General features: G+C 60.2%; 14 protein-coding genes, 1 tRNA gene and 3 pseudogenes. 6 read left to right on the top strand and 12 right to left on the bottom strand.

All coding sequences use genetic code 11. The annotated features are described in order from the left end of the window. Positions 1–14: 14 nt before the first annotated feature. Both AC1MEE_RS09615 and AC1MEE_RS09610 read left to right on the top strand, forming a co-directional pair. Positions 15–746 (top strand): GntR family transcriptional regulator, encoded by a 732-nt coding sequence (locus AC1MEE_RS09615; RefSeq protein WP_480415106.1) that lies wholly within the window; start codon positions 15–17, stop codon positions 744–746. 78 nt (positions 747–824) lie between these two features. Continuing rightward, complete coding sequence (locus tag AC1MEE_RS09610) at positions 825–2,174, top strand: MFS transporter (protein ID WP_480415105.1); 1,350 nt, start codon at positions 825–827, stop codon at positions 2,172–2,174. Positions 2,175–2,207: 33 nt separating this feature from the next. Here the strand turns inward: AC1MEE_RS09610 and AC1MEE_RS09605 are convergent. The 8 genes from AC1MEE_RS09605 to AC1MEE_RS09570 all read right to left on the bottom strand — a co-directional run bounded on the left by AC1MEE_RS09605 (position 2,208) and on the right by AC1MEE_RS09570 (position 12,580). Next, a tRNA-Sec gene (locus AC1MEE_RS09605) sits at positions 2,208–2,303 on the bottom strand. 6 nt (positions 2,304–2,309) lie between these two features. Then, positions 2,310–4,229 (bottom strand): selenocysteine-specific translation elongation factor, encoded by a 1,920-nt coding sequence (selB, locus tag AC1MEE_RS09600; protein ID WP_480415104.1) that lies wholly within the window; start codon positions 4,227–4,229, stop codon positions 2,310–2,312. After that, complete coding sequence (selA, locus tag AC1MEE_RS09595) at positions 4,226–5,656, bottom strand: L-seryl-tRNA(Sec) selenium transferase (RefSeq protein ID WP_480415103.1); 1,431 nt, start codon at positions 5,654–5,656, stop codon at positions 4,226–4,228. Before selA ends, selB begins: the two co-directional genes overlap by 4 nt. A gap of 169 nt (positions 5,657–5,825) precedes the next feature. Continuing rightward, positions 5,826–6,752, bottom strand: a complete 927-nt coding sequence (gene fdhE, locus AC1MEE_RS09590) for a formate dehydrogenase accessory protein FdhE (RefSeq protein ID WP_480415102.1) — start codon at positions 6,750–6,752, stop codon at positions 5,826–5,828. Further along, entirely contained in the window at positions 6,749–7,423 is a 675-nt protein-coding gene (locus AC1MEE_RS09585) for a formate dehydrogenase subunit gamma (protein ID WP_480415101.1), read from the bottom strand. Before AC1MEE_RS09585 ends, fdhE begins: the two co-directional genes overlap by 4 nt. Continuing rightward, positions 7,420–8,370, bottom strand: a complete 951-nt coding sequence (fdxH, locus tag AC1MEE_RS09580) for a formate dehydrogenase subunit beta (protein ID WP_480415100.1) — start codon at positions 8,368–8,370, stop codon at positions 7,420–7,422. Before fdxH ends, AC1MEE_RS09585 begins: the two co-directional genes overlap by 4 nt. Further along, the gene (gene fdnG / locus AC1MEE_RS09575; RefSeq protein WP_480415099.1) at positions 8,371–11,436 is read right to left on the bottom strand and encodes a formate dehydrogenase-N subunit alpha; all 3,066 of its coding nucleotides are present in this window, start codon (positions 11,434–11,436) and stop codon (positions 8,371–8,373) included. A 211-nt stretch (positions 11,437–11,647) separates the two neighbouring features. After that, positions 11,648–12,580 (bottom strand): LysR family transcriptional regulator, encoded by a 933-nt coding sequence (locus tag AC1MEE_RS09570; RefSeq protein WP_480415098.1) that lies wholly within the window; start codon positions 12,578–12,580, stop codon positions 11,648–11,650. 120 nt (positions 12,581–12,700) lie between these two features. On the opposite strand from AC1MEE_RS09570, the gene AC1MEE_RS09565 reads away from it, so the two are divergent. Then, the gene (locus AC1MEE_RS09565; RefSeq protein WP_480415097.1) at positions 12,701–12,946 is read left to right on the top strand and encodes a DUF2790 domain-containing protein; all 246 of its coding nucleotides are present in this window, start codon (positions 12,701–12,703) and stop codon (positions 12,944–12,946) included. 20 nt (positions 12,947–12,966) lie between these two features. On the opposite strand, the pseudogene AC1MEE_RS09560 reads toward AC1MEE_RS09565, so the two are convergent. From AC1MEE_RS09560 to AC1MEE_RS09550, 3 genes and pseudogenes are all read right to left on the bottom strand, one after another. Continuing rightward, positions 12,967–13,374 (bottom strand): annotated as a pseudogene (locus AC1MEE_RS09560) (methyl-accepting chemotaxis protein); the annotation flags it as partial. 607 nt (positions 13,375–13,981) lie between these two features. After that, on the bottom strand, positions 13,982–15,193 hold the full coding sequence (locus AC1MEE_RS09555) for a benzoate/H(+) symporter BenE family transporter (RefSeq protein WP_480415095.1): 1,212 nt from the start codon (positions 15,191–15,193) through the stop codon (positions 13,982–13,984). Positions 15,194–15,319: 126 nt separating this feature from the next. Beyond that, positions 15,320–16,663 carry an aromatic acid/H+ symport family MFS transporter gene (locus AC1MEE_RS09550; protein ID WP_480415094.1) on the bottom strand — a complete coding sequence of 448 codons (1,344 nt, stop codon included), beginning with the start codon at positions 16,661–16,663 and terminating at the stop codon, positions 15,320–15,322. Between the two features lie 417 nt (positions 16,664–17,080). Here AC1MEE_RS09550 and AC1MEE_RS09545 point away from each other — a divergent pair. From AC1MEE_RS09545 to AC1MEE_RS09535, 3 genes and pseudogenes are all read left to right on the top strand, one after another. After that, a pseudogene (locus AC1MEE_RS09545) lies at positions 17,081–17,293 on the top strand (spermidine/putrescine ABC transporter substrate-binding protein PotF); the annotation flags it as partial. A gap of 157 nt (positions 17,294–17,450) precedes the next feature. Then, positions 17,451–17,534, top strand: a pseudogene (locus AC1MEE_RS09540) (hypothetical protein); the annotation flags it as partial. A 76-nt stretch (positions 17,535–17,610) separates the two neighbouring features. After that, on the top strand, positions 17,611–18,366 hold the full coding sequence (locus AC1MEE_RS09535) for a DJ-1/PfpI family protein (protein WP_480415093.1): 756 nt from the start codon (positions 17,611–17,613) through the stop codon (positions 18,364–18,366). Here AC1MEE_RS09535 and AC1MEE_RS09530 read toward each other — a convergent pair. Then, positions 18,363–19,682, bottom strand: a complete 1,320-nt coding sequence (locus AC1MEE_RS09530) for an OprD family porin (protein WP_480415092.1) — start codon at positions 19,680–19,682, stop codon at positions 18,363–18,365. The genes AC1MEE_RS09535 and AC1MEE_RS09530 overlap by 4 nt on opposite strands. Positions 19,683–19,823 lie beyond the last annotated feature (141 nt).

The raw sequence follows: 19,823 nt of genomic DNA, 5'->3' as shown, positions 1-19,823 counted from the left end.
AGATAACTATAAAAATGCAGCCATTGATCACTGACGTGCGTCTTCCTCTTTACCAGCGTTTGCGCGACCAGCTAATGCGGAAAATCGCCGACAATTGCTGGCGTCCGGGGGAAGCCATACCCACCGAGGCGGCTCTCTCGGCGGACTACGGTCTGTCTACCGGGACTGTCCGAAAAGCGATCGACATGCTTGTTGCCGAGCGCGTGCTTGAGCGCCAGCAGGGCCGGGGCACGTTCGTGCGTCGAGCACAGTTCCAGTCCTCACTTTTCCGCTTTTTCAGATTTCAGACCGTGGCAGGTGAACGACCAATTCCTGACAGCAAGATACTGGCTACTGAATTGCAACCTTCGCCATCGGCTGTCGCTGAGGTCCTCGGGCTGGCCCCAGGCGAGCCAGTGATTGGTCTTTTACGCCTACGCCTTTTTGACCGGCAACCGGTGCTTGTCGAAGAAATCTGGCTTCCTCAACACATGTTTGGGCAGTTGTTGGACATCGACCTCGACCAACAAGGCCCGTTGCTTTATCCAATATACGAAGAGCTTTGTGCGCAGGTTGTTGCTTCAGCCGAGGAAACGTTGACCGCTGAACTGGTTAACGATGTTCATGCACGTCTGCTAAAAATTCCACCCTCAAGCCCAGTGATCGTCATAGAGCGAGTGGCCCGGGATTTCACCGGTCGTCCACTGGAATGGCGGCGATCAAGAGGCCACGCGAGTCACTTTCACTACACCGTGGATATTCGCTGAGCGCAGGCGCCATCAAGAAAGTGTCGTGATAAAAATACGCACCACGATTTACTGATAATTCCAATAATGAGGCGAATCATGAATTCACTGAATAACAACACGGCATCGATAGAACAGGCCACCATCCGAAAGCTTGGACGCAGGCTTATTCCATTCCTCGCGCTCTGCTATTTCATCGCCTATGTGGACAGAGTCAATATAGGATTTGCCGCGTTGACCATGAATGGCGACATAGGCATTAGTGCAACCCTTTTTGGTTTTGGTACCAGCCTGTTTTTTGTGGCTTACGTTCTGTTTGAGATGCCAAGCAACATTGCGATGGAAAAGTTCGGCGCTCGACGCTGGATCGCACGAATCATGATTACCTGGGGAGTGGTCGGCTTCCTGTCCGCTTTTGCGGTTGGTCCCCTTTCCTTTTCCGCGTCCAGATTTCTTCTGGGGGCGGCTGAAGCGGGCTTTTTCCCAGGCGTTATTCTTTATCTTACCCAATGGTTCCCCAAGGCATACCTGGCGCGTATCGTTGCGGTATTTATGGTGGCAATCCCCCTGTCGAGTTTCTTCGGCTCCCCACTTTCCGCTCTACTGCTAAAAATGGATGGGGTGCTGGGATTCAAGGGTTGGCAGTGGCTATTGATGATGGAAGCTATCCCCGCGCTCTTGTTGGGGATAGGCGCATTTTTTCTATTGCCCAGCAAACCGTCCGAAGCAAAGTGGCTGAGCCAGGAAGAAAAAACCTGGCTGACAGCGAACCTTGAAAGGGAGTTGGCCGAAAAGAAGGCCGCTGCTGCGAACGACGCGCCGGGGCACAGCAACAAAATCATCGCAGTGCTGACCAATAAGTATGTTTGGGTGCTGGCCCTTATTTATACCGGCAGCTCGGCAACAAGTAACACGTTGTCTTTATGGATGCCGCAGATTCTGAAGTCGTTTGATTTAAGCACGATGGAAGCTGGTTTGTTTAATATGATCCCCTTTGGTGTCGCTGCAGCGTTCATGATTGTATGGGGTATTCGTACCGATAAGAGCGGGGAACGTATCTGGAATACTGCGATGCCCTTGGCCTTGGTTGCACTGAGTATCGCAGCAACGCTATTGACGGGCTCGCTCACAATAACCTTGATTCTGCTGACCCTGGCGCTGATGGGTAACTACGCAGTCAAGGGACCGTTTTGGTCATTGACCTCAGAGTCCCTTTCTCCTGCGAGCCTTGCCGCCGGGATTGCCGCGATCAACACGCTCGGGCATTTAGGGACCGGTGGCATGAGCTTTGTCATTGGCTATCTGAAAGAAACCACTGGCAGCTTTCCGGTCGCCCTGTTGCCGCTCTGTGCCCTGACAGTAGTGGGTTGCCTGTTAGTGTTTGTCATGGGGCGCCGCAATGCCCGCGTCACAGCCTCAAGGGCGTTGTCTGCCCAGCACGCCCAATGATGTTTGTTGCCATTCGGCACGGGCTATTCGAAATGGCGGAAGGCAGCGGGTGTCGAACCTGCCCGGGAACGGCTGCCGTCCCCAACCGGGTTTGAAGCCCGGCCGCGCCACCGGGCGCGATTGCCTTCCTTGAAGTCAGCCGCCGGGGCTCTGCGCCAGTGCATTGTCCGGGCGGATGCGGCGCTGGTCGCCGAGCCGCCGGGTCAAGCCGATACGGTCGAAAAACTCGAGAATCTGGATGCTGCGCTTGCGGCCGATGCCCAGCGCATCGCGAAACGCCGCTGCCTGGATGATCGGGTTATCGGCGGCCAGTTTTAACAGCATAGCCGCCAGTTGGTGCACTGTGGCGTCAGTGTAGAACAGGTCGCGTACCACCTGGTGCACCTGCCCCAGCCGCGCCAGCTTGCGCAGCAGCAAGCGCACCGCGGCTTCTTCACCGCCAGTGGCACTGGCCAGGCTGCGTACCCAGGGCGGGTCGAAGCCAGCCTGTTGGAACAGCGGCTGTAGCTGTTGCCACAAGGCCTCGTCTTCTTCGCTCAGGCGCACCTGGTGTTCGGGTAAATGCAGCCAAGGCCCACTGGCTGCAATGGCGCCGCTGGCCAGCAACTCATCGAGCAGGCTGATGAATGCCGGTCGACCCAGCGGCGTGGCCGCGAACCGGCGCAAGCGATCGCGGTCCGGCCCGAGCTGGTCCGGTTCGAGTTGATGAAAACGCGTCAGTTGCTCCAGCAACGAGACTTTCATGGCCTGCCAACAGGTAGCGCTGAATAACAATGGGCCCTGACGCGTAGCAACCACGAGGACATCGGCTGGCAAGCGCCAGGTGGCGCGCAGGCGATTGAACTGACGCTCCAGACGCTGTGGGTCGAGCCCGGCGTCACTGTTGGCGAGCAGCGCAGGCAATACCTGTTCCAGACTCTCGGTGGCGGACAGGGCCTGTAGCTGTGCCAGCCGAGCCGGACTGCGGCGCTGGCGGGCCGGTGCGAACGGGTCGAGCACCCGGCCACCGCCGAGGGTGCGCTGGGCGCTCTGGTCGCGCAAGACCAGACGGTCACCCTGCACCGCCTGCAGCGGCGCGTTCACCACCAGTTGCGCGAACATTCGATGACCCGGTGCCAGGCTTTCCCCCTCCAGCAATGCGATCCGGGCGGTGACATCTTGAGTGCCCAAGTGCACGTGCACCGGGCTGAAATGGGCGAAGGCGCGTGTCTCGCTGGCCAGCAACTGCATCTCGATGTCCAGGCGCTGGGTAGGCGCATGCAACCACTCGGCCAGTAGCCAGTCGCCACGATGGATCTGTTCCAGGGCCAGGCGCTCGGCGCTCAGGTTCAACGCCACCCGCTGCCCGGCCCAACCCTCGACGGCGGCCTGGTTCTGCGCATGCAGACCGCGCACCCGCACGGGTTTGCCAGCCGAGCCCAACAGCAGCGTATCACCCACTGTCACCTGTCCGGCCAAGGCGGTACCGGTCACCACAATACCGGTCCCGGCAACGCTGAACGCGCGATCGATGGCCAAGCGGAAACCGCCGCTGGCACTGCGTTGTTGAACGTCGCGCTGTGCGTCCAGCAACGCCTGGCGCAGAGCCTCGACACCCTCCCCGGTCAGGCTCGACAGCACGATCTGCGGCGCGTCGGCATAGGGCCCGGGCGCCAGCAACGCCCCGACCTGGGCCTGTACCTCCCGCACCCGGGCCGAATCGACCCGGTCGCACTTGCTGATCGCCACCAGTGCGCGAGGGATCCCCAGCAGTTCGACGATCGCCAAATGCTCGCGGGTCTGAGGCATCACCCCGTCATCCGCCGCCACCACCAGCAACACCAGGTCAATGCCCTGGGCGCCAGCGAGCATGTTGTGGATGAAGCGCTCGTGACCGGGCACGTCGATAAAACCAATAAGCGCGGCCTCAGGTTCCAGGGTAGCGTAAAGGAAGCCCAGGTCGATGGTGATGCCACGCTCGCGTTCTTCCCGGCGGCGGTCGCCGGACTGGCCGGTCAGGGCCTGGAGCAAAGCGGTCTTGCCGTGGTCGATGTGCCCTGCAGTGCCGACGATCACCCTGCCCGGCCCTCCAGTTGTAGCTGGTCAATCTGAGCCAACCAAATCGCCTCGTCGTCCAGCTGGCGCAGGTCCAGCCACAGGGCATCGTCGTCGATGCGCCCAAGCACCGGAATGGGCAAGGCCCGCAATGCCGCCTCCAGGCCATGCAACAACCGCCCGCGCAGCCGTTTCGGCGCGTGCGGACGCAGACACAAAGCGGCGCTGGGCAGTCGGGCCACCGGTTGGCTGCCACTGCCGATCATGCCCAGCGTCGGCAGCGCGGCCACGCCCCAGCTATCGCCCAACACCTGCGCCAGTAACGGGCGCAGGCGTTCGGTCTGGGCGAGGATATCGGTCTGGGGACGGGTGAGGAGGCGCAGAGTGGGCAGTCGTTCGGCCAGTCGGTCGGGGTCGCGGTACAGACCCAATACCGCTTCGAGAGCGGCCAGGGTCAGTTTGTCCACGCGCAAGGCACGCTTGAGTGGGTTGTTCTTGATCCGCGCTATCAGGTCCTTGCGGCCTACGATCAACCCGGCCTGGGGGCCGCCCAGCAACTTGTCGCCGCTGAAGGTCACAATATCGGCCCCCTCGGTGAGGGTCTGGCGCACCGTTGGCTCGGCGGGCAGGCCCCAGCGGGTCAAGTCCAACAGACTGCCGCTGCCCAGGTCTTCGAGCAATGGCAGCCCGTGCCGGTGGGCCAGTTGCGCCAGTTCGGCGGTCGGCACCTGAGCGGTGAAGCCCTGGATGCTGTAATTGCTGGCGTGTACGCGCATCAACAGACCGCTGCGCGGGCCGATGGCGGCTTCGTAGTCACGGGCATGGGTGCGGTTGGTGGTGCCCACTTCATGCAGCTTGACCCCGGCCCTGACCATGATGTCGGGAATGCGGAAGGCGCCGCCGATTTCGATCAGCTCGCCACGGGAGATAATGCCCTCTTTACGCGCGCCCAGACTGTTGAGCGCGAGCAACACGGCAGCCGCGTTGTTGTTGACCACCGTCACCGCCTCGGCGCCGGTCAGCTCGCGAATCAGACCTTCGACCAAGTCGTCGCGGTCGCCGCGCTTGCCGCTGTGCAGGTCGAATTCCAGATTGAGCGGATAGCGGGCAGCCTGTTGCACGGCCTCAATGGCTACCTCCGGCAACAGCGCCCGACCGAGGTTGGTGTGCAGCACCGTGCCGGTGAGATTGAACACCCGCCGCACCTGGCTGCGATGCTGGTTTGCCAGGCGCTCGCCTGCCCTCCCCGCCAATACCTGAACCGTGAGTTCAACGGCGTCAAGTTGGCCCAGTTGAACCGAATCGCGCAGGTCATCGAGCAATTGCCGCAGAGTGGCGAGCAAGGCGTCGCGGCCATAGCGCTCGGCCAGCGGCTGGCAGGTGGGACTGCGCAGCAGGCTGTCGATGGAGGGCAGGCGCGAGGAGCTGGAGGCAAGATTGGATGGCATGCGGGGCTCCGGGAACGACACGGGATTTCTGATTCCACATGGTTTTTGTAGGAGCTGCCGAAGGCTGCGATAAATCTGAAGAGCAGCACTGAACTGACGATTGATCGCAGCCTTCGGCAGCTCCTACAGAGGGCTGTGCGCACAGGTAATCTGAGTGTAGCCGCTGTGCTCACTCTCCCCCGGGCGCGAGCATCAGGTTCGGCGACTGGCGCTGGTAGCCTTCCAGGTCCAGGCGCATGTCCAGCGTCAGGCTGGTCAGGTCCGCCGAGAGGGCTTCGGCTTCGGCGTCATTTTCCAGGTAGAGCAGTTTCAGGTAGCGGTTGCAGCCGGGGCAGATTTCAGCCCGCAGTGGCGCATGGTCGGCCGTGTAGCGGTCATCATCGAGGCTGACGTAGTTCAGACCCTTGCTCTGTTCGCAGTAAATGCATTTGACCCGCACCACATGCCATTCGCAGGCACACAACGAGCACACCAGGTAGCGCAACCCGTTGTACTTGCCACGGTGGCGAATCACCCCGGCCATGGCCGGCGAACCGCAGGCCGGGCATTGGCCGAGACTGTCACCCGGCTTGAGGTCCGAGGTTGGCATGCCCAGCAGCCAGTGACTCCAGGCTGCCTGCAAGGCAGCGCCGAGAAACGGCACCAGCGCTGCAGGCACCCCGTCATATTGGCCGCTGAGCAAGGCGATGGCCCAGGCCTTGCGCTGTCCGTTATTGGCACTGCGCAAGGTCGCTATCGCTTGTTGTACCGGCTGCCGGGACGGTGCCGGGTAGCGCAGCAGCAAAGCATCCAGCCAGGGTTGCCAACCGTCGTCACGCACCAGACTGTCGGCGGCCAGCGGCGGCAAGCCATGTTGCTGGCACACCAGCAGGCGTTCGGGGTCTGGGTCCGGCGCTGACGGTGGCTGGTCCAACAGGCTCTGCTGGACGTGGCACAGACCGGCGATCAGCTGCAGATATTCGGCCAGCGGGTGCCCACTGGCCACTTGCTCCAGGCGGGCGGCACGCAAGCTGAACAGATTACGCGGTGGCAGGTGCAGAAAAGGCGGCGCGCTGGCCGACGCTTCGATCTGTCCGGGCTCGAGTATCGTGCTCAAGGATTCATCCCTTTTTTGGTTATTCGGCTGTCGGGACGCTCAACGGGGCTGCCATCGCGAGTCACCTCACGGTACCAGAGCTCATGGTGTTTCTTCGCCCAGGCGCGGCTGACCCAGCCATGCAGCATGGCGCTCACGGAACCCTTGATCCAGATGCCGGCGTAGATGTGCACGATGATGCTCAACACCAGTACAAAGGCCGCCAGGGCATGCAGCAGGCTTGCCAGGCGAATGGCCGTGATGCCGAAGTAAACGCTGAAATACACCCGCCAGATCACCACGCCGCTGAGCAACAGCACCAGCATGCAGGCCAGCAAGGTCCAGAACAGCAACTTCTGTCCGGGGTTGTACTTGCCGATTGGCGGTACGCCCTCCTCTTCGTTACGCATCACCCGACCAATCCGTTTGAGCCATAGGCGGTCGTTGGCGATGAAGAAGTTAGCCCGCCAGAAACGGATAACCAGCCCCATGAACAGTAGGAACATCAGCACGCCCATGAACGGGTGCAGGATGCGTGTCCAGGTCCCGCCGCCGAACAGGTTGCTGAGCCAGAACAGCGCCGGATGGAACAAGGCCAGCCCCGACAGGGCCGACATAAAGAACAGAATCGCCACCAGCCAATGGTTGGTGCGTTGATTGGTGGTGTAACGCAGGATCGGCTTGTCGTTCATGGTCGTTCCTCGCCATGTGGCCCTGGCTGGTTCGGGTCATAGACATGCACCGCCGGGTCGACCTCGTGCACGCTGGAGTCCTTGCCCCCTGGGTGCTCGTCTTCCTCGACCCGCTGCGGGCCAATGCGCACGTAATGAAAGAATCCCGCCAGCACCGCCGCACCCATGGCCAGCAGCGCCAGCGGTTTGCTCACGCCCTTCCACAGTCCTACCAACGGACTGATGATCGGCTGGTTCGGCAGGCCGGCGTATAGCGAAGGCTGGTCGGCGTGGTGCAGCACGTACATCACGTGGGTGCCGCCGACCCCGTCGGGGTCGTACAGACCGGCGTGCTCGAAGCCCCGTGACTTGAGGTCAACGATGCGTTCGGCGGCATGCTCTTTCATGTCCTCCTTGCTGCCGAACACGATCGCTCCGGTCGGGCAGGTCTTGACGCAGGCCGGTTCCAGTCCCACGGCTACCCGATCCGAACACAGCGTGCACTTATAGGCCTTATGGTCCTTCTGCGAGATGCGTGGGATATCAAAGGGGCAGCCGGTGATGCAATAGCCGCAGCCAATGCAATGGTCCTGATTGAAGTCAACGATGCCGTTGGCCAGTTTGACGATCGCCCCCGGGCTCGGGCAGGCCTTCAGGCAGCCGGGGTCGGCGCAGTGCATGCAGCCGTCCTTGCGGATCAGCCATTCCAGATTGCCCGCGCTGTTTTCATGCTCAGTGAAGCGCATCAGGGTCCAGGTGTCGGCGCTGAGGTCCTGGGGGTTGTCGTAAGTACCGTGAGTGTGGCCGACCTCGTCGCGCAATTCGTTCCATTCCGAACAGGCGATCTGGCACGCCTTGCAACCGATGCACTTGGTGGTGTCGATCAGCTTGGCCACTTCCTCTTCTTGGCGCACCGAGGGCGGTACGGTGGTGGTGGCCGAACGGGCAATGATGTCTTGGCTGGCCATTTAGATTTTCTCCAGGTTGACCAGGAATGACTTGGATTCCGGGGTCTGGGTATTGCCGTCACCGAGGAACGGCACCAGGGTATTGGTCAGGTAGCCATGGCGGGTGAGCCCGGTAAAACCCCAGTGCAGCGGGATGCCGACATGGTGCACGGTCTGGTTGTTGACCTGCAGCGGACGGATCCGCTTGGTCACCACCGCCACCGCCTCGATATGCCCGCGCTTGGAACTGACTCGCACCCGGTCGCCAGCGACGATGCCCTTCTCTTTGGCCAGCACTTCGCCGATCTCGACGAACTGCTCGGGCTGGGAAATGGCGTTGAGCCGGCAATGCTTGGTCCAGAAGTGGAAGTGCTCGGTCAACCGGTAGCTGGTGGCGGCATAGGGGAAGTCCTTGGCCTGCCCGAGTGTCTCCCAGACAGAATCGAAGATACGTCCGGCCGGGTTACTGGTCGCCTGCTTGTTGTTGGGGTGCAGCGGGTTGATGCCGATAGGCGTCTCGAACGGTTCGTAATGCTCCGGGAACGGCCCTTCGGCCATCTTGTCGATGGCAAAGAATCGCGCCACCCCTTCGGGGTTCATGATGAAGGGGTTCATGCCCGCTTCCGGTGCCGCGTCGGCCTTGTAGTCGGGCACGTCGGTGCCAACCCAGGCCTTGCCGTTCCACCACACCAGACGCTTGTTCTCGGCCCAGGGTTTGCCCTGCGGGTCGGCCGAAGCGCGGTTGTAGAGGATGCGCCGGTTCATCGGCCAGGCCCAGGCCCAGCCCAGGTTCTGCTTCATGCCGTAGGGGTCACTGTTATCGCGACGGGCCATCAGGTTGCCCTGTTCGGTCCAGCTGCCGCAGAAGATCCAGCAGCCCGAAGCGGTACTGCCGTCATCCTTGAGCTGGGCGAAGCCGGACAGCTGCTGTCCGGCCTTGACCACCGCACCCGTGGCGTCGGTGATGTCGGCAATGGCAGAGCCGTTGAATTCCCGGGCCAGCTCTTCCGGCGTTGGCTCATCGGGCACCTTGTAAGGCCAGCTGAGCTTGAGAATCGGCTCGGCCCAGGCACCGCCGCTGGCCTGGTAACGCTTGCGCAAGCGCAGGAACAGCTCGCTCATGATTTTCACATCGGTGCGCGATTGCCCTGGACCGTCAGCGCCCTTCCAGTGCCATTGCAGCCAGCGACCGCTGTTGACCAGTGAGCCGTCTTCTTCAGCAAAGCAGGTGGTCGGCAGGCGGATGACTTCGGTCTGGATGTTGGCCGTTTCAACATCGTTGTAAGGCCCGACATTGCGCCAGAATTCCGAGGTTTCGGTCGCCAGCGGGTCCATCACCACCAGCCACTTGAGTTTGGCCAGTGCAGCCATCACCCGGTTCTTGTCGGGCAAGGCCGCGATGACGTTGAAGCCTTGGCAGATGTAGCCATTGACCTGCCCCTTGCCCATCATGTCGAACATCTTCAATACGTCGTAGCCGGGGATGTCGAGCTTGGGCAGCCAGTCGTAGCCCCAGTGGTTGTCGGCGGTGGCATTGGCCCCGTACCAGGCCTTCATCAGGCTGACGTGGAACTTGCCGTAGTTCTGCCAGTAGGACAACTGCCCGGGCCGCAACGGCTTGAGCGCACGCTTGGCGATGTAGGTGTCGTAGTCCTGCTCGGCATCGGCCGGCAGGGTCAGGTAGCCCGGCAGCAGGTTCGACAGCAGCCCAAGGTCGGTCAGGCCCTGGATGTTGGAGTGCCCGCGTAGGGCATTGACGCCCCCGCCCGGCATGCCGACGTTGCCCAGCAGCAGCTGCACCATGGCCGCGCTACGGATCATCTGCGAGCCGACCGAATGCTGGGTCCAGCCCAGGGCATAGAGAATCGTCATGGTCTTGCCCGGTTGCGAGCAGGTGGCGATCTCTGTCCAGATCTTTTGCAGGCTGTCTTGCGGCATGCCGCAGATCTGACTGACCAGCTCCAGGGTGTAACGGCTGTAGTGCTGTTTCATCAGTTGGTAGACGCAGTGCGGGTCCTGCAGGGTCGGGTCGACTTTGGCGAAGCCGTCCTCGCCGATTTCGTAGCCCCAGCTGGACTTGTCGCTGTAGGTACGCTTGGCCGCGTCGTAGCCGCTAAACAGCCCGTCCTCGAAGCCGAAGCCGGACTTGACGATGAACGACACGTCCGTATAGGCGCGTACATACTCGTGCTGGATCTTGTCTTCAGTGAGCAAGTAGTTGATCAAGCCGCCCATGAAGGCGATGTCGGTGCCGGTGCGGATCGGCGCGTAATAGTCCGCCACCGAGGCAGTACGGGTGAACCGTGGATCGACCACGATCAGCCGCGCATGGTTGTGCGCTTTGGCTTCGGTCACCCATTTGAAGCCACAGGGGTGGGCTTCGGCGGCATTACCGCCCATGACCAGGACCAGGTTCGCGTTGGCGATATCGGTCCAGTGGTTGGTCATGGCTCCACGGCCATACGTCGGGGCAAGACTTGCCACCGTCGGGCCATGTCAGACACGTGCCTGGTTATCGAACCCCAGCATGCCCAAACTGCGAATGACCTTGTGGGTCATATAACCGGCCTCGTTAGAGGACGCTGAGGCGGCGAGAAAACCCACCGTCAGCCAGCGGTTGACCGTCTGGCCCTGGGCGTTTTTCTGGATGAAGTTGGCGTCACGGTCGGCCTTCATCAGGTCGGCGACCCGATCCAGCGCTTCATCCCAGGACACCCGCGTCCACTCCTTGCTGCCCGGCTTGCGCACCTGCGGGTATTGCAGGCGGCCGGGGCTGTGAATGAAGTCCAGCAGGCCTGCGCCTTTGGGGCACAGGGTGCCGCGGTTGACCGGGTGGTCGGCGTCGCCTTCGATGTGAATGATGCTCTGGGCGACATTCTTGGCCGTATCGCCCTGGCTGTACATGATCACCCCGCAGCCCACCGAGCAGTAGGGGCAGGTGTTGCGGGTTTCATGGGTGTGGGCCAGCTTGAAATGACGCACTTGCTCGGCGAAGGCTGGCTCCGGTGCCATGCCCAACGCCGCCAGACTCGAGCCGCCCAGTCCGATGGCGGCGACCTTGAAGAACTGACGACGGTTGAGATCCATCGCGTGCTCCTGATCAGGTAGAGAACACCCGGTACGTGACCGGGGGGTCTTTTGGACGATTACGGTTGTGCCGACGGAATGGCCGCCGACACTAGATACTCTAGTCAAGATTGCAACAGGTGTGATGAATCCGGATCGTCGGCGGTGTGTTCAGCGTTCATGAGTACTGGTTATCGGGCCGCCTGCTGTCACTTCATGGACTTCACTCACATCAGGCCCAGTGATGTGGATCTTCCATGATCCCCTCATGCTCGGCGAATAGCTTAGGCAGCTCCACCTTAAGAAAGTCCACCCAGGTTCTGACCTTGGCATCGAGGAAACGCCGCGATGGGTAGACTGCGTAGACATGCCGCTCACGTAGACGATAGGCCGGCAGCAGGCGCAGTAACTTACCTTCGCTGACCGGCCGGGTCGCGGTATAGAAAGGCAGCAGACTGATGCCCATGCCCGCTTCAGAGGCCTTGACCATAGACTCGGCGATATTGGTCTGAAAGGTCTTGCCGGGCAGGACGCTATACTCGCCCCGCTCGTCATGGAATACCCATTCATCACGGTACAACGGGTCGAGCATGCGTAAGCAGCGATGTTCATTCAGATCCACTGGACCGCCTGGTACACCATGGCGTTGCAGGTAGCCTCCGGAGGCGCAAGGCACGCTGTAAATTTGCCCGATGACCTGTGCGACAAATTGCGAGTCGGCCAATTCCCGGGCAATTGAGATGACCACATCATGACCTTCTTCCAGTGGGTCCGGATTGCGCTGAGACAGAGTCAGTTCGAACACCACGTCAGGATGGAGCTCGCTATAACGGGCGATCAGCGGCGTGATCAGCACACCCAAGCCGCTCAGGCTGTGCACTCGAAGCCGACCACTGGGGTTGAGATGGGCGTCGCGGGCTTCGGCGGTGGCTTCGTCCATTTCCTCGAGTATCTGCCGGCCACGCCGCAGAAAGCGTTCACCGGCTTCGGTCAGCCGCAGACGCCGGGTGGTGCGTTGAAGCAGACGCGCCTGCACATGCTGCTCCAGATCCGCCACCAACCGCGAAACTTGCGCAGTCGATAAATCGAGCGCCTGCGCTGCTGCGGTAAAACTGCCGCTGTCTACCACGCGGACGAACACCCGCAGGCTATTGAGCAGGTCCATAAGCCCTCCAGGAGCGCCGACTGTTGCGTTTCATGTAAGGCTGCATCAAGCAAACCGCTCTTTATCCATAGCAGGCGAGGAATAGACTTTAGGCATCAGGACACCACGGAGAAAAATGAGATGAAAACGTTGATCAGTCTGTTTTTGGCAGTCATCGCCACGTCGGTCATGGCAGCCGGCAACGAGCAAGTCCCGGTGACTCAGTACAACCCCGTGCAGCAGCTCGATATCGCCAAGGTGATCTCGATAACGCCAACTGCAAGCGCCTGCGAAGTGGTGCCAGCAACCATGGTCTATGTCGATCACCAGGGTGAAACCCATCGCCTGGCTTACCAGGTAATGGGTGGCTGCTCAGGCAATCAGTGATCACACCCGAGCAGCACTACTCATGCGACAAGCCGTGCCGCGTGCAATGCCAGCTCATGCAGGCTGGTCAGCCGTTGCATGATGCGTTCGACCACTTCTACCCTGGCCACCGCACCACTGCGCAGCTCGCCCATTGAGTGCAACGCGACTTCGGCCTTCTCCAAGCCCAACCGGGTTGAACCCGTCAGGTGCTCGATGCTTTGCCGCGCTTCCTCGGCGGACTTTTCCAGGCCCGTAGCGATCTGTCTGATCTGAGCACTGGAGTCGGCGGCCTGGCGAGACAGATTGCGCACCTCGTCCGCCACCACTGCAAAACCACGACCATGACTGCCCGCTCGCGCCGCCTCGATGGCGGCATTCAACGCCAGCAGGTTGGTCTGTCGGGCGATGTCCTGAATGCTGCCGACAATGGAACCGATTCGTACCGACTGACTGCCCAGCTCGTCAAACACCTTATCGAGACGCTGCATGTAAAGGTTGAGATCGCTGAGCACGCTCGCCGAAGATTGCATGCTCTGCGCGCTGGACTTCACTCGTTCGCCTGCGGCCCGCGCCAACTGATCGGCAAAGCGCATGTCTTCCTCAGTCTGCAGCACCGCCTGGGTCAATTGCTCCAGGGTGGCCTGCACTTGCGCGCCCGGCCACACCGGTTCGGGCACCTGCGCTAACGTCTGCACAACGGCCACTGGTGTACTGAACACTGCCGGTTGCGGTTCGCGCTCCACGTCAACCTTCAGCACAACCACTGGCTGCCGGTGATAGAGCACAGCCCCAAGCAGTAACGCGAGATTTATCCCGCCGGACAGCAGCAGGCGCCCGCTATCGACCCAGACCAACACCACTGCGCCTATGCCTGCTGCAATCAACAGCAACCCAGCCAAGATTTTTTGTGCCATATGAACCTCCATGCTGATCAAAGCAGCGTCTAGGTGTAACTGATAATGGCGACCTTCACGCAACTGGCTCAGCGAATCCTCAATCGCTCCTTACGCCGCCCGCCGCCGCAAGGAACGCAGCGCGCGGCAATAATCAAAGTCAGCGCGCTACCTCCTGGCCGCGGGTTGTCTGAGCAACAGGGTCGGGGCGCCGGGTACTCAACAACAGGTGCGTGGCCATGCCGAAAATCAGCCCCCAGAAGGCAGCGGACAAACCGAACAGGGACATGCCTGATGCCGTGGTGAGAAAGGTCACCAGCGCCGCCTCGCGGTCATTGGGTACCGCCATGGCACCTGCCAGGGCGCCCCCAATCGCGGCGAACAGCGCCAGCCCGGCCAAGGCCGCAATCAGCTCTTTGGGGAAGGCGGAAAACAACGAGACCAAGGTGGCGCCGAAAATCCCCGGCAGCAGGTAACAGAGACCACCTACTACCCCGGCGACATAACGTTTGCCTGGATCTTCGTGGGCCTCACGGCCGGTGCAGATTGCGGCGGTAATGGCCGCCAGATTCAGACCGTGACAGCCGAAGGGTGCCAATAGCGCAGTACCCAACGCACTGCTGGCGATGATTGGGCTGGCCGGCGTGGCATAGCCAGAGGCACGCAGCACCGCCATGCCCGGTACGAACTGGCCGGTCAGTGCCACCATCACCAGTGGCAAGGTGATGTTCAGGGTCGCGCTCAGGCTGAAATGCGGCGTGATCCACACCGGTGTGGCCAGACCGATCACCAGCGCCTCGCGATGCAGATCGCCCGCCAGCAAGGCGATGGAGCAACCGACCAGTAGTACCACCAACACCGCGTAACGCGGTATCACGCGCTTGCACACCAGGTAGGTAGCGAACATCGCCAGCACCAGCAGTGGCTTGCCCTGCAAGGAAACGAACAACCCGGTACCGAAGCTGAACAGAATACCTGCCAGCATCGCCGCCGCGATCGCCGCGGGCAGCTTGCTGATGATGCGGTCGAAGGCACCCGATACCCCGACCAGAAAGATGATCAGACTGCTGATCAGATAGGCGCCCACGGCCTCGTGCATGGAAATACCCGGCAGGAGCGCCACCAGCAGCGCCGACCCGGGTGCCGACCAGGCGATGATCAGCGGTACGCGGTAACGCAGGCTCAGGCCTATGCCGAGCAATGCACTGCCAATGGAAATGGCCCACACCCAGGACGACAATACTTCACGGGATAGGTGGGCCGTCTCGGCCGCCTGGAAAATGATCACCAAAGGCCCGGCATAGGAAATCACCGTGGCGATAAACCCGGCGACCGCGGCGGACAGGGAAAAGTCGTGGAACAACGCTTTCATGGGACCTCGCCGCAAGGCTCATCAGGCTATCCGTGGCACGCGGCCCGGATGTTCTTGTCAGGGGAAAATCGATTGACTGCGCAGCAACTGGGGAACACGGCGAACGCCATGCCCCCTTCATCAGTCTCAGGCCTTGGCCGTTGTCAGCGCGGACGCAATGTCATTGGCGCTGCGCTGGCTACTAATGGCGAATAAGGTCATGGCGATGGCGGCGATCGCACCCGGCAGGGCAAAGGCCATGAAGTTAAGTTGCAACGGCAGGCTGATACCCAGCAGCGCGCCGCCCAACAGCGGACCGACGATGGCACCGTTGCGACCAATACCCGACGCCCATCCCAGGCCGGTGGAGCGAATGGCCATGGAGTAGAACTGCGCGGCACAGGCATACAACAGGATTTGCGAACCGATGGTGGTCGCGCCGGCGATGGCGATCAGCAGATAAAGCACCGGCGTCGGGCTCTTGAAGCCGAGCAAGGTGATCGACACCGCAGCGATGGTGAAGAACACCGCCAATACCCGTGGCAGATTGAGTTTGTCGCCCAACACCCCGCCGCCCACCGCGCCGAAGATTGCGCCGAAGTTCAGCACCAGCAGGAAAGACAGGCTCGAGCCCAGGCTGTAACCGGCGTTGGCCATCAGTTTGGGTAACCAGGAACTCAATGCGTAGACCATCAGCAGGCAGCAGAAAAACGCCACCCAGAGCATCAGCGTGCGCAGTGCACGGCCTTCGCGGAACAATTGCAGGACGGGGGTGCCGGTGCCTTTCACTTCTGTCATGTGCAAACAGTCGCTGTCTTGCGAGACATAGCCCGGATCCACGCGTTCGAGAATTTTGCGCACCTCTTCATTGCGCCCCTGACGCAGCATGAAACCCACCGACTCTGGCAGGAAGTACATGATCAGCGGCAACAGCAGCAACGGCAGAACCGCCACATAAAACACGGCCTGCCAACCAAAGCTGGGGACCAATACGATGCCCAGGCCAGCAGAGAGCATGCCGCCCACCGAGTAACCGCTGAACATGATTGCCACCAGGGTACTTCGGATTTTTTTCGGCGCGTATTCGTTCATCAGCGCCACCACGTTGGGCATCACGCCGCCAATGCCCAGACCGGCAATGAAACGGCAGATACCGAACTGCGTGGGGCTGCTGGCAAAGCCATTGAGCACGGTAAAGCCGCTAAACAAGATGACGCAGAGGGTGATGGCTTTTTTTCGCCCGATCTTGTCCGAGAGAGGTCCGAAAAACAGCGCGCCGAACATCATGCCAAACAGTGCATAACTGCCCAGCGCTCCGGCCTCCAGCGGGCTCAACCCCCACTCTTTCATCAGCATGGGCAAGACAACGCCATAGATCACCAGGTCGTAGCCATCAAAGATGATGATCAGGGCACACCAGAACAACACCATCCAGTGGAAACGGTTGAAGCGCGCGTTGTCGATAACTTCATGTACGTCGATATTTCGCATGGCGTCTGTCTCTTATTGTTGTTTTTAGAACGGCGTGGGTAAAACCTGAAAATCCGCATTTAGCCCTGATCGCCACGTCCTGCCGTGGAAGGGGCAAGAGGAAAATGAATGGTTGTCCCGATTCCCAGGGACATGCCATGGCCTCCATTCTTGTTGTTCAGGCCATGTCAGGTTATGGAAGCGAAGCAGGATGCAATATCCGCTTTGTGCAGATATCCATCCGTTTTGTGCAGAGGTGTGAAATGCCAACCCAGGGCTTACCTGCGCGGGTAAGCCCCCTTTGCGCCGACTTGCAAGCCTGTACGCGAACACACCTCTCACCTACCCGTTCGGGTTATGGCGTGATCGCAGGCGCTGCGTGAGAGTGGGGCCAGCCGCTCGGCCCGAACGCAAGAATAACTACAAGGTGGGACTGATATGCACAAAGCCCTGGTAGCAGTACTCAGCGCAGCACTGGCCGCTTTACCGGCGCTCAGCCATGGCGCGGACGCGGACGCGGACAGCAATACCCTGCGGTTATACAACTGGGCGGACTACATTGGTGAGAACACCATCGCCAACTTCGAAAAAGCCACCGGCATCAAGGTGATCTACGACACCTTCGATTCCTACGAAACCGTCCAGGGCAAGTTCACGGCGTTTTGCACGCAACCTGCCCGGCGAGTAGACTGCCGGGCATGACCGATACCCGCGGCGATGCCCCAACCACCCTTCCCCTCCAGGCTTTGCAGACCTGGCACGCAAGCTTGGCGACGGCCTTCACGGTAATGGGCGATGCCGCCTTCCTCGACTGCACCGCAAGAATCTCTACACCAAGCTGGAAATCAGCTCGCAGGCGGAACTGTTTGCGCTGTTCATCGATTGGCTGACCCCGAACCGACAGGGTTTAACGGTCAGCGGTAAATCGACCATGACCGCCACCACAACGTCAACGCGAGAAAGCTTGCATGATGCTGTTCCTACTCCCTCAAGCTGACTACGATCCCACCGAAAGCAGCGTGCCGTGGCAGGCATTGCGCCAGGCTGGCATCGACGTGCGCTTCGCCACCCCGCAAGGTTTGCCAGCCTATGCGGACCCGCGCCTGGTCGACATTGGTTTTGGCCCTCTGAGCCCGTTCCTGATGACGCGCAAAGCCGACCTCCAGCGCTACCACGCGATGATCGCGGATGATGCGTTTCGCAAACCCATGGCCTACGCCGATGTCGACCCAAGCCAATTCGAGGGGCTGATGGTTCCCGGCGGCCATGCCGTCGGCATGCGCAGCTTGCTGGAGTCGGAACAGGCGAAGCAGATCGTCTTGCACTTCTTTAAAGCGAACAAACCGATCGCCGCCATCTGCCACGGTCCGCTGTTGCTCGCCCGTACCCTCGACCCTGACAGCGGCCGTTCGGTATTGCATGGGCGCAAGGCGACCGCGCTGGTGCAAAATATGGAGCTGCTGGCCTGGTCGATTACAGCACCCTGGCTCGGTCGCTACTACCGCACCTACCCGCAGACGGTTGAGGCAGAAGTTAAAGCCGCCCTGGCCAGACCTGGCGACTTCTTGCCTGGGCCGCTAACGCCTCAGCGCGACTCGGCCGCCAAGCCACAACGCGGCTTTGTGGTCCGCGACTGCAATCTGCTAACCGCACGTTGGCCAGGCGACTGCCACCGCTTTGGCAATGAGCTGGTGGATCTCTTGCTGCAATCGCGAGCAGCCTAAAACACATTGATTGGATATTCGACGACCAGATAAAGCCGGTCAAAATCTCCACTTCCTTGCGCCGCATTCGCCCGGCTGGTGACGTGGGTCATGTGCATGCTTAAATCTTTAGCCGGGCCTGTCTGGACCGTGTATTTAACATCAATATCGCGCTCCCATTGTTTGCCGTCACGCCCCTGAATCGGCACATAAGTGTTAGTCGCCGGATTGAAGGGGTAGTACACATTGCCCACAGGGGCATGCGTCCCGTTAATACCGGAGCCGGTCACATACCTCGCGAAAAACTTCAGACCCGGTACCCCATACCCCGCCATGTCCACATCATATTTCAATTGCCAGGATTTTTCGCCGGCGCCATTGAACTTCGCAATTTTTGCTGAGTTGGCTATCCATTCCGAGTCGCCACCGATGTAATCAAAAGGCGTGTCACCCTCCACTTTCTGATAAGCAAGCGTAATGCCGTGTTGATAAAATCTATAGGTAGCAGCCAGACTATAAATAGTGTTATCTATTTTGCCCGCCAGTGCCTTACCCTGATCATCTGTATGATAGAGATTGAAATCAAACTTCAAACTCTGGGCAGATGTCAGTTCTACCGTGTGATGCAGATTTGTATAGTATTGATACCAGGTGTCGGTCAAATTCGACATGTAAAGCGAGCCGCCGGTTTGATCGGAATAGGTGTAGTCACCCCCGACAAAGTCGATCCCTCCTCCGGCAGTAGACGCTCCGTAGCCCTTGAATTCACCCCGACTGTCCGTAGAATTCTGGTTTTTAAAGCCCGTGAAGTGGCCTGCGTTGACCACAAGATCCTTGACCTCAGAACTGGTCAGCAGAAGACCACTCGCATATTCAGGCTGCAATCGAAGATCTGCCGTATCGAATACAGGCGTCGTGACAGTCATCTCACCGACACGCAAAATGGTCTTTGAGACACGAAACTTCACCCCCCCCCCGCCATCGGAATACTCGTCTGCGGCTTCGCCTTTGCTATCGACGGGCAATAGACCGGTGCCGGACCTGCCCCTCCCGCTGTCTAACTTCAGCCCCAAAAACCCATGGGCATCAACTCCCACGCCAATCAGCCCTTCGGTGAAGCCGGAGGTGAAGTTGGCAATGAAGCCTTGGGCCCATTCATTGCGGTCCTTCGCCCCAGGCGTATCCTTCTTATAATCAGTGTCTAGATAAAAATTTCTCGCCAATACATTCAAATGCGAGTCAGTGAAAAATGCGTCTTCTGCATTGGATTCACTGGCGCCCATTAGAGAAACCGACGTGAGCAGGCCCCACACAACCTTGTCATATACGTTGGGCATACCCATCGCTCCTCATCGAGATAATTAGTTGACCACTTACTTCCGACACTCCCCTTCCCGTCAAACTTTTTTGGAGGGATTGACGCCTCTCACTGTAAGTCCTTCATTCCGAGCAGAATTGAACGTATGTGCCATTTTTGA

The organism is Pseudomonas sp. ASL3, assembly GCF_056680425.1.
This window is presented reverse-complemented; position numbering and strand designations above follow the sequence as displayed.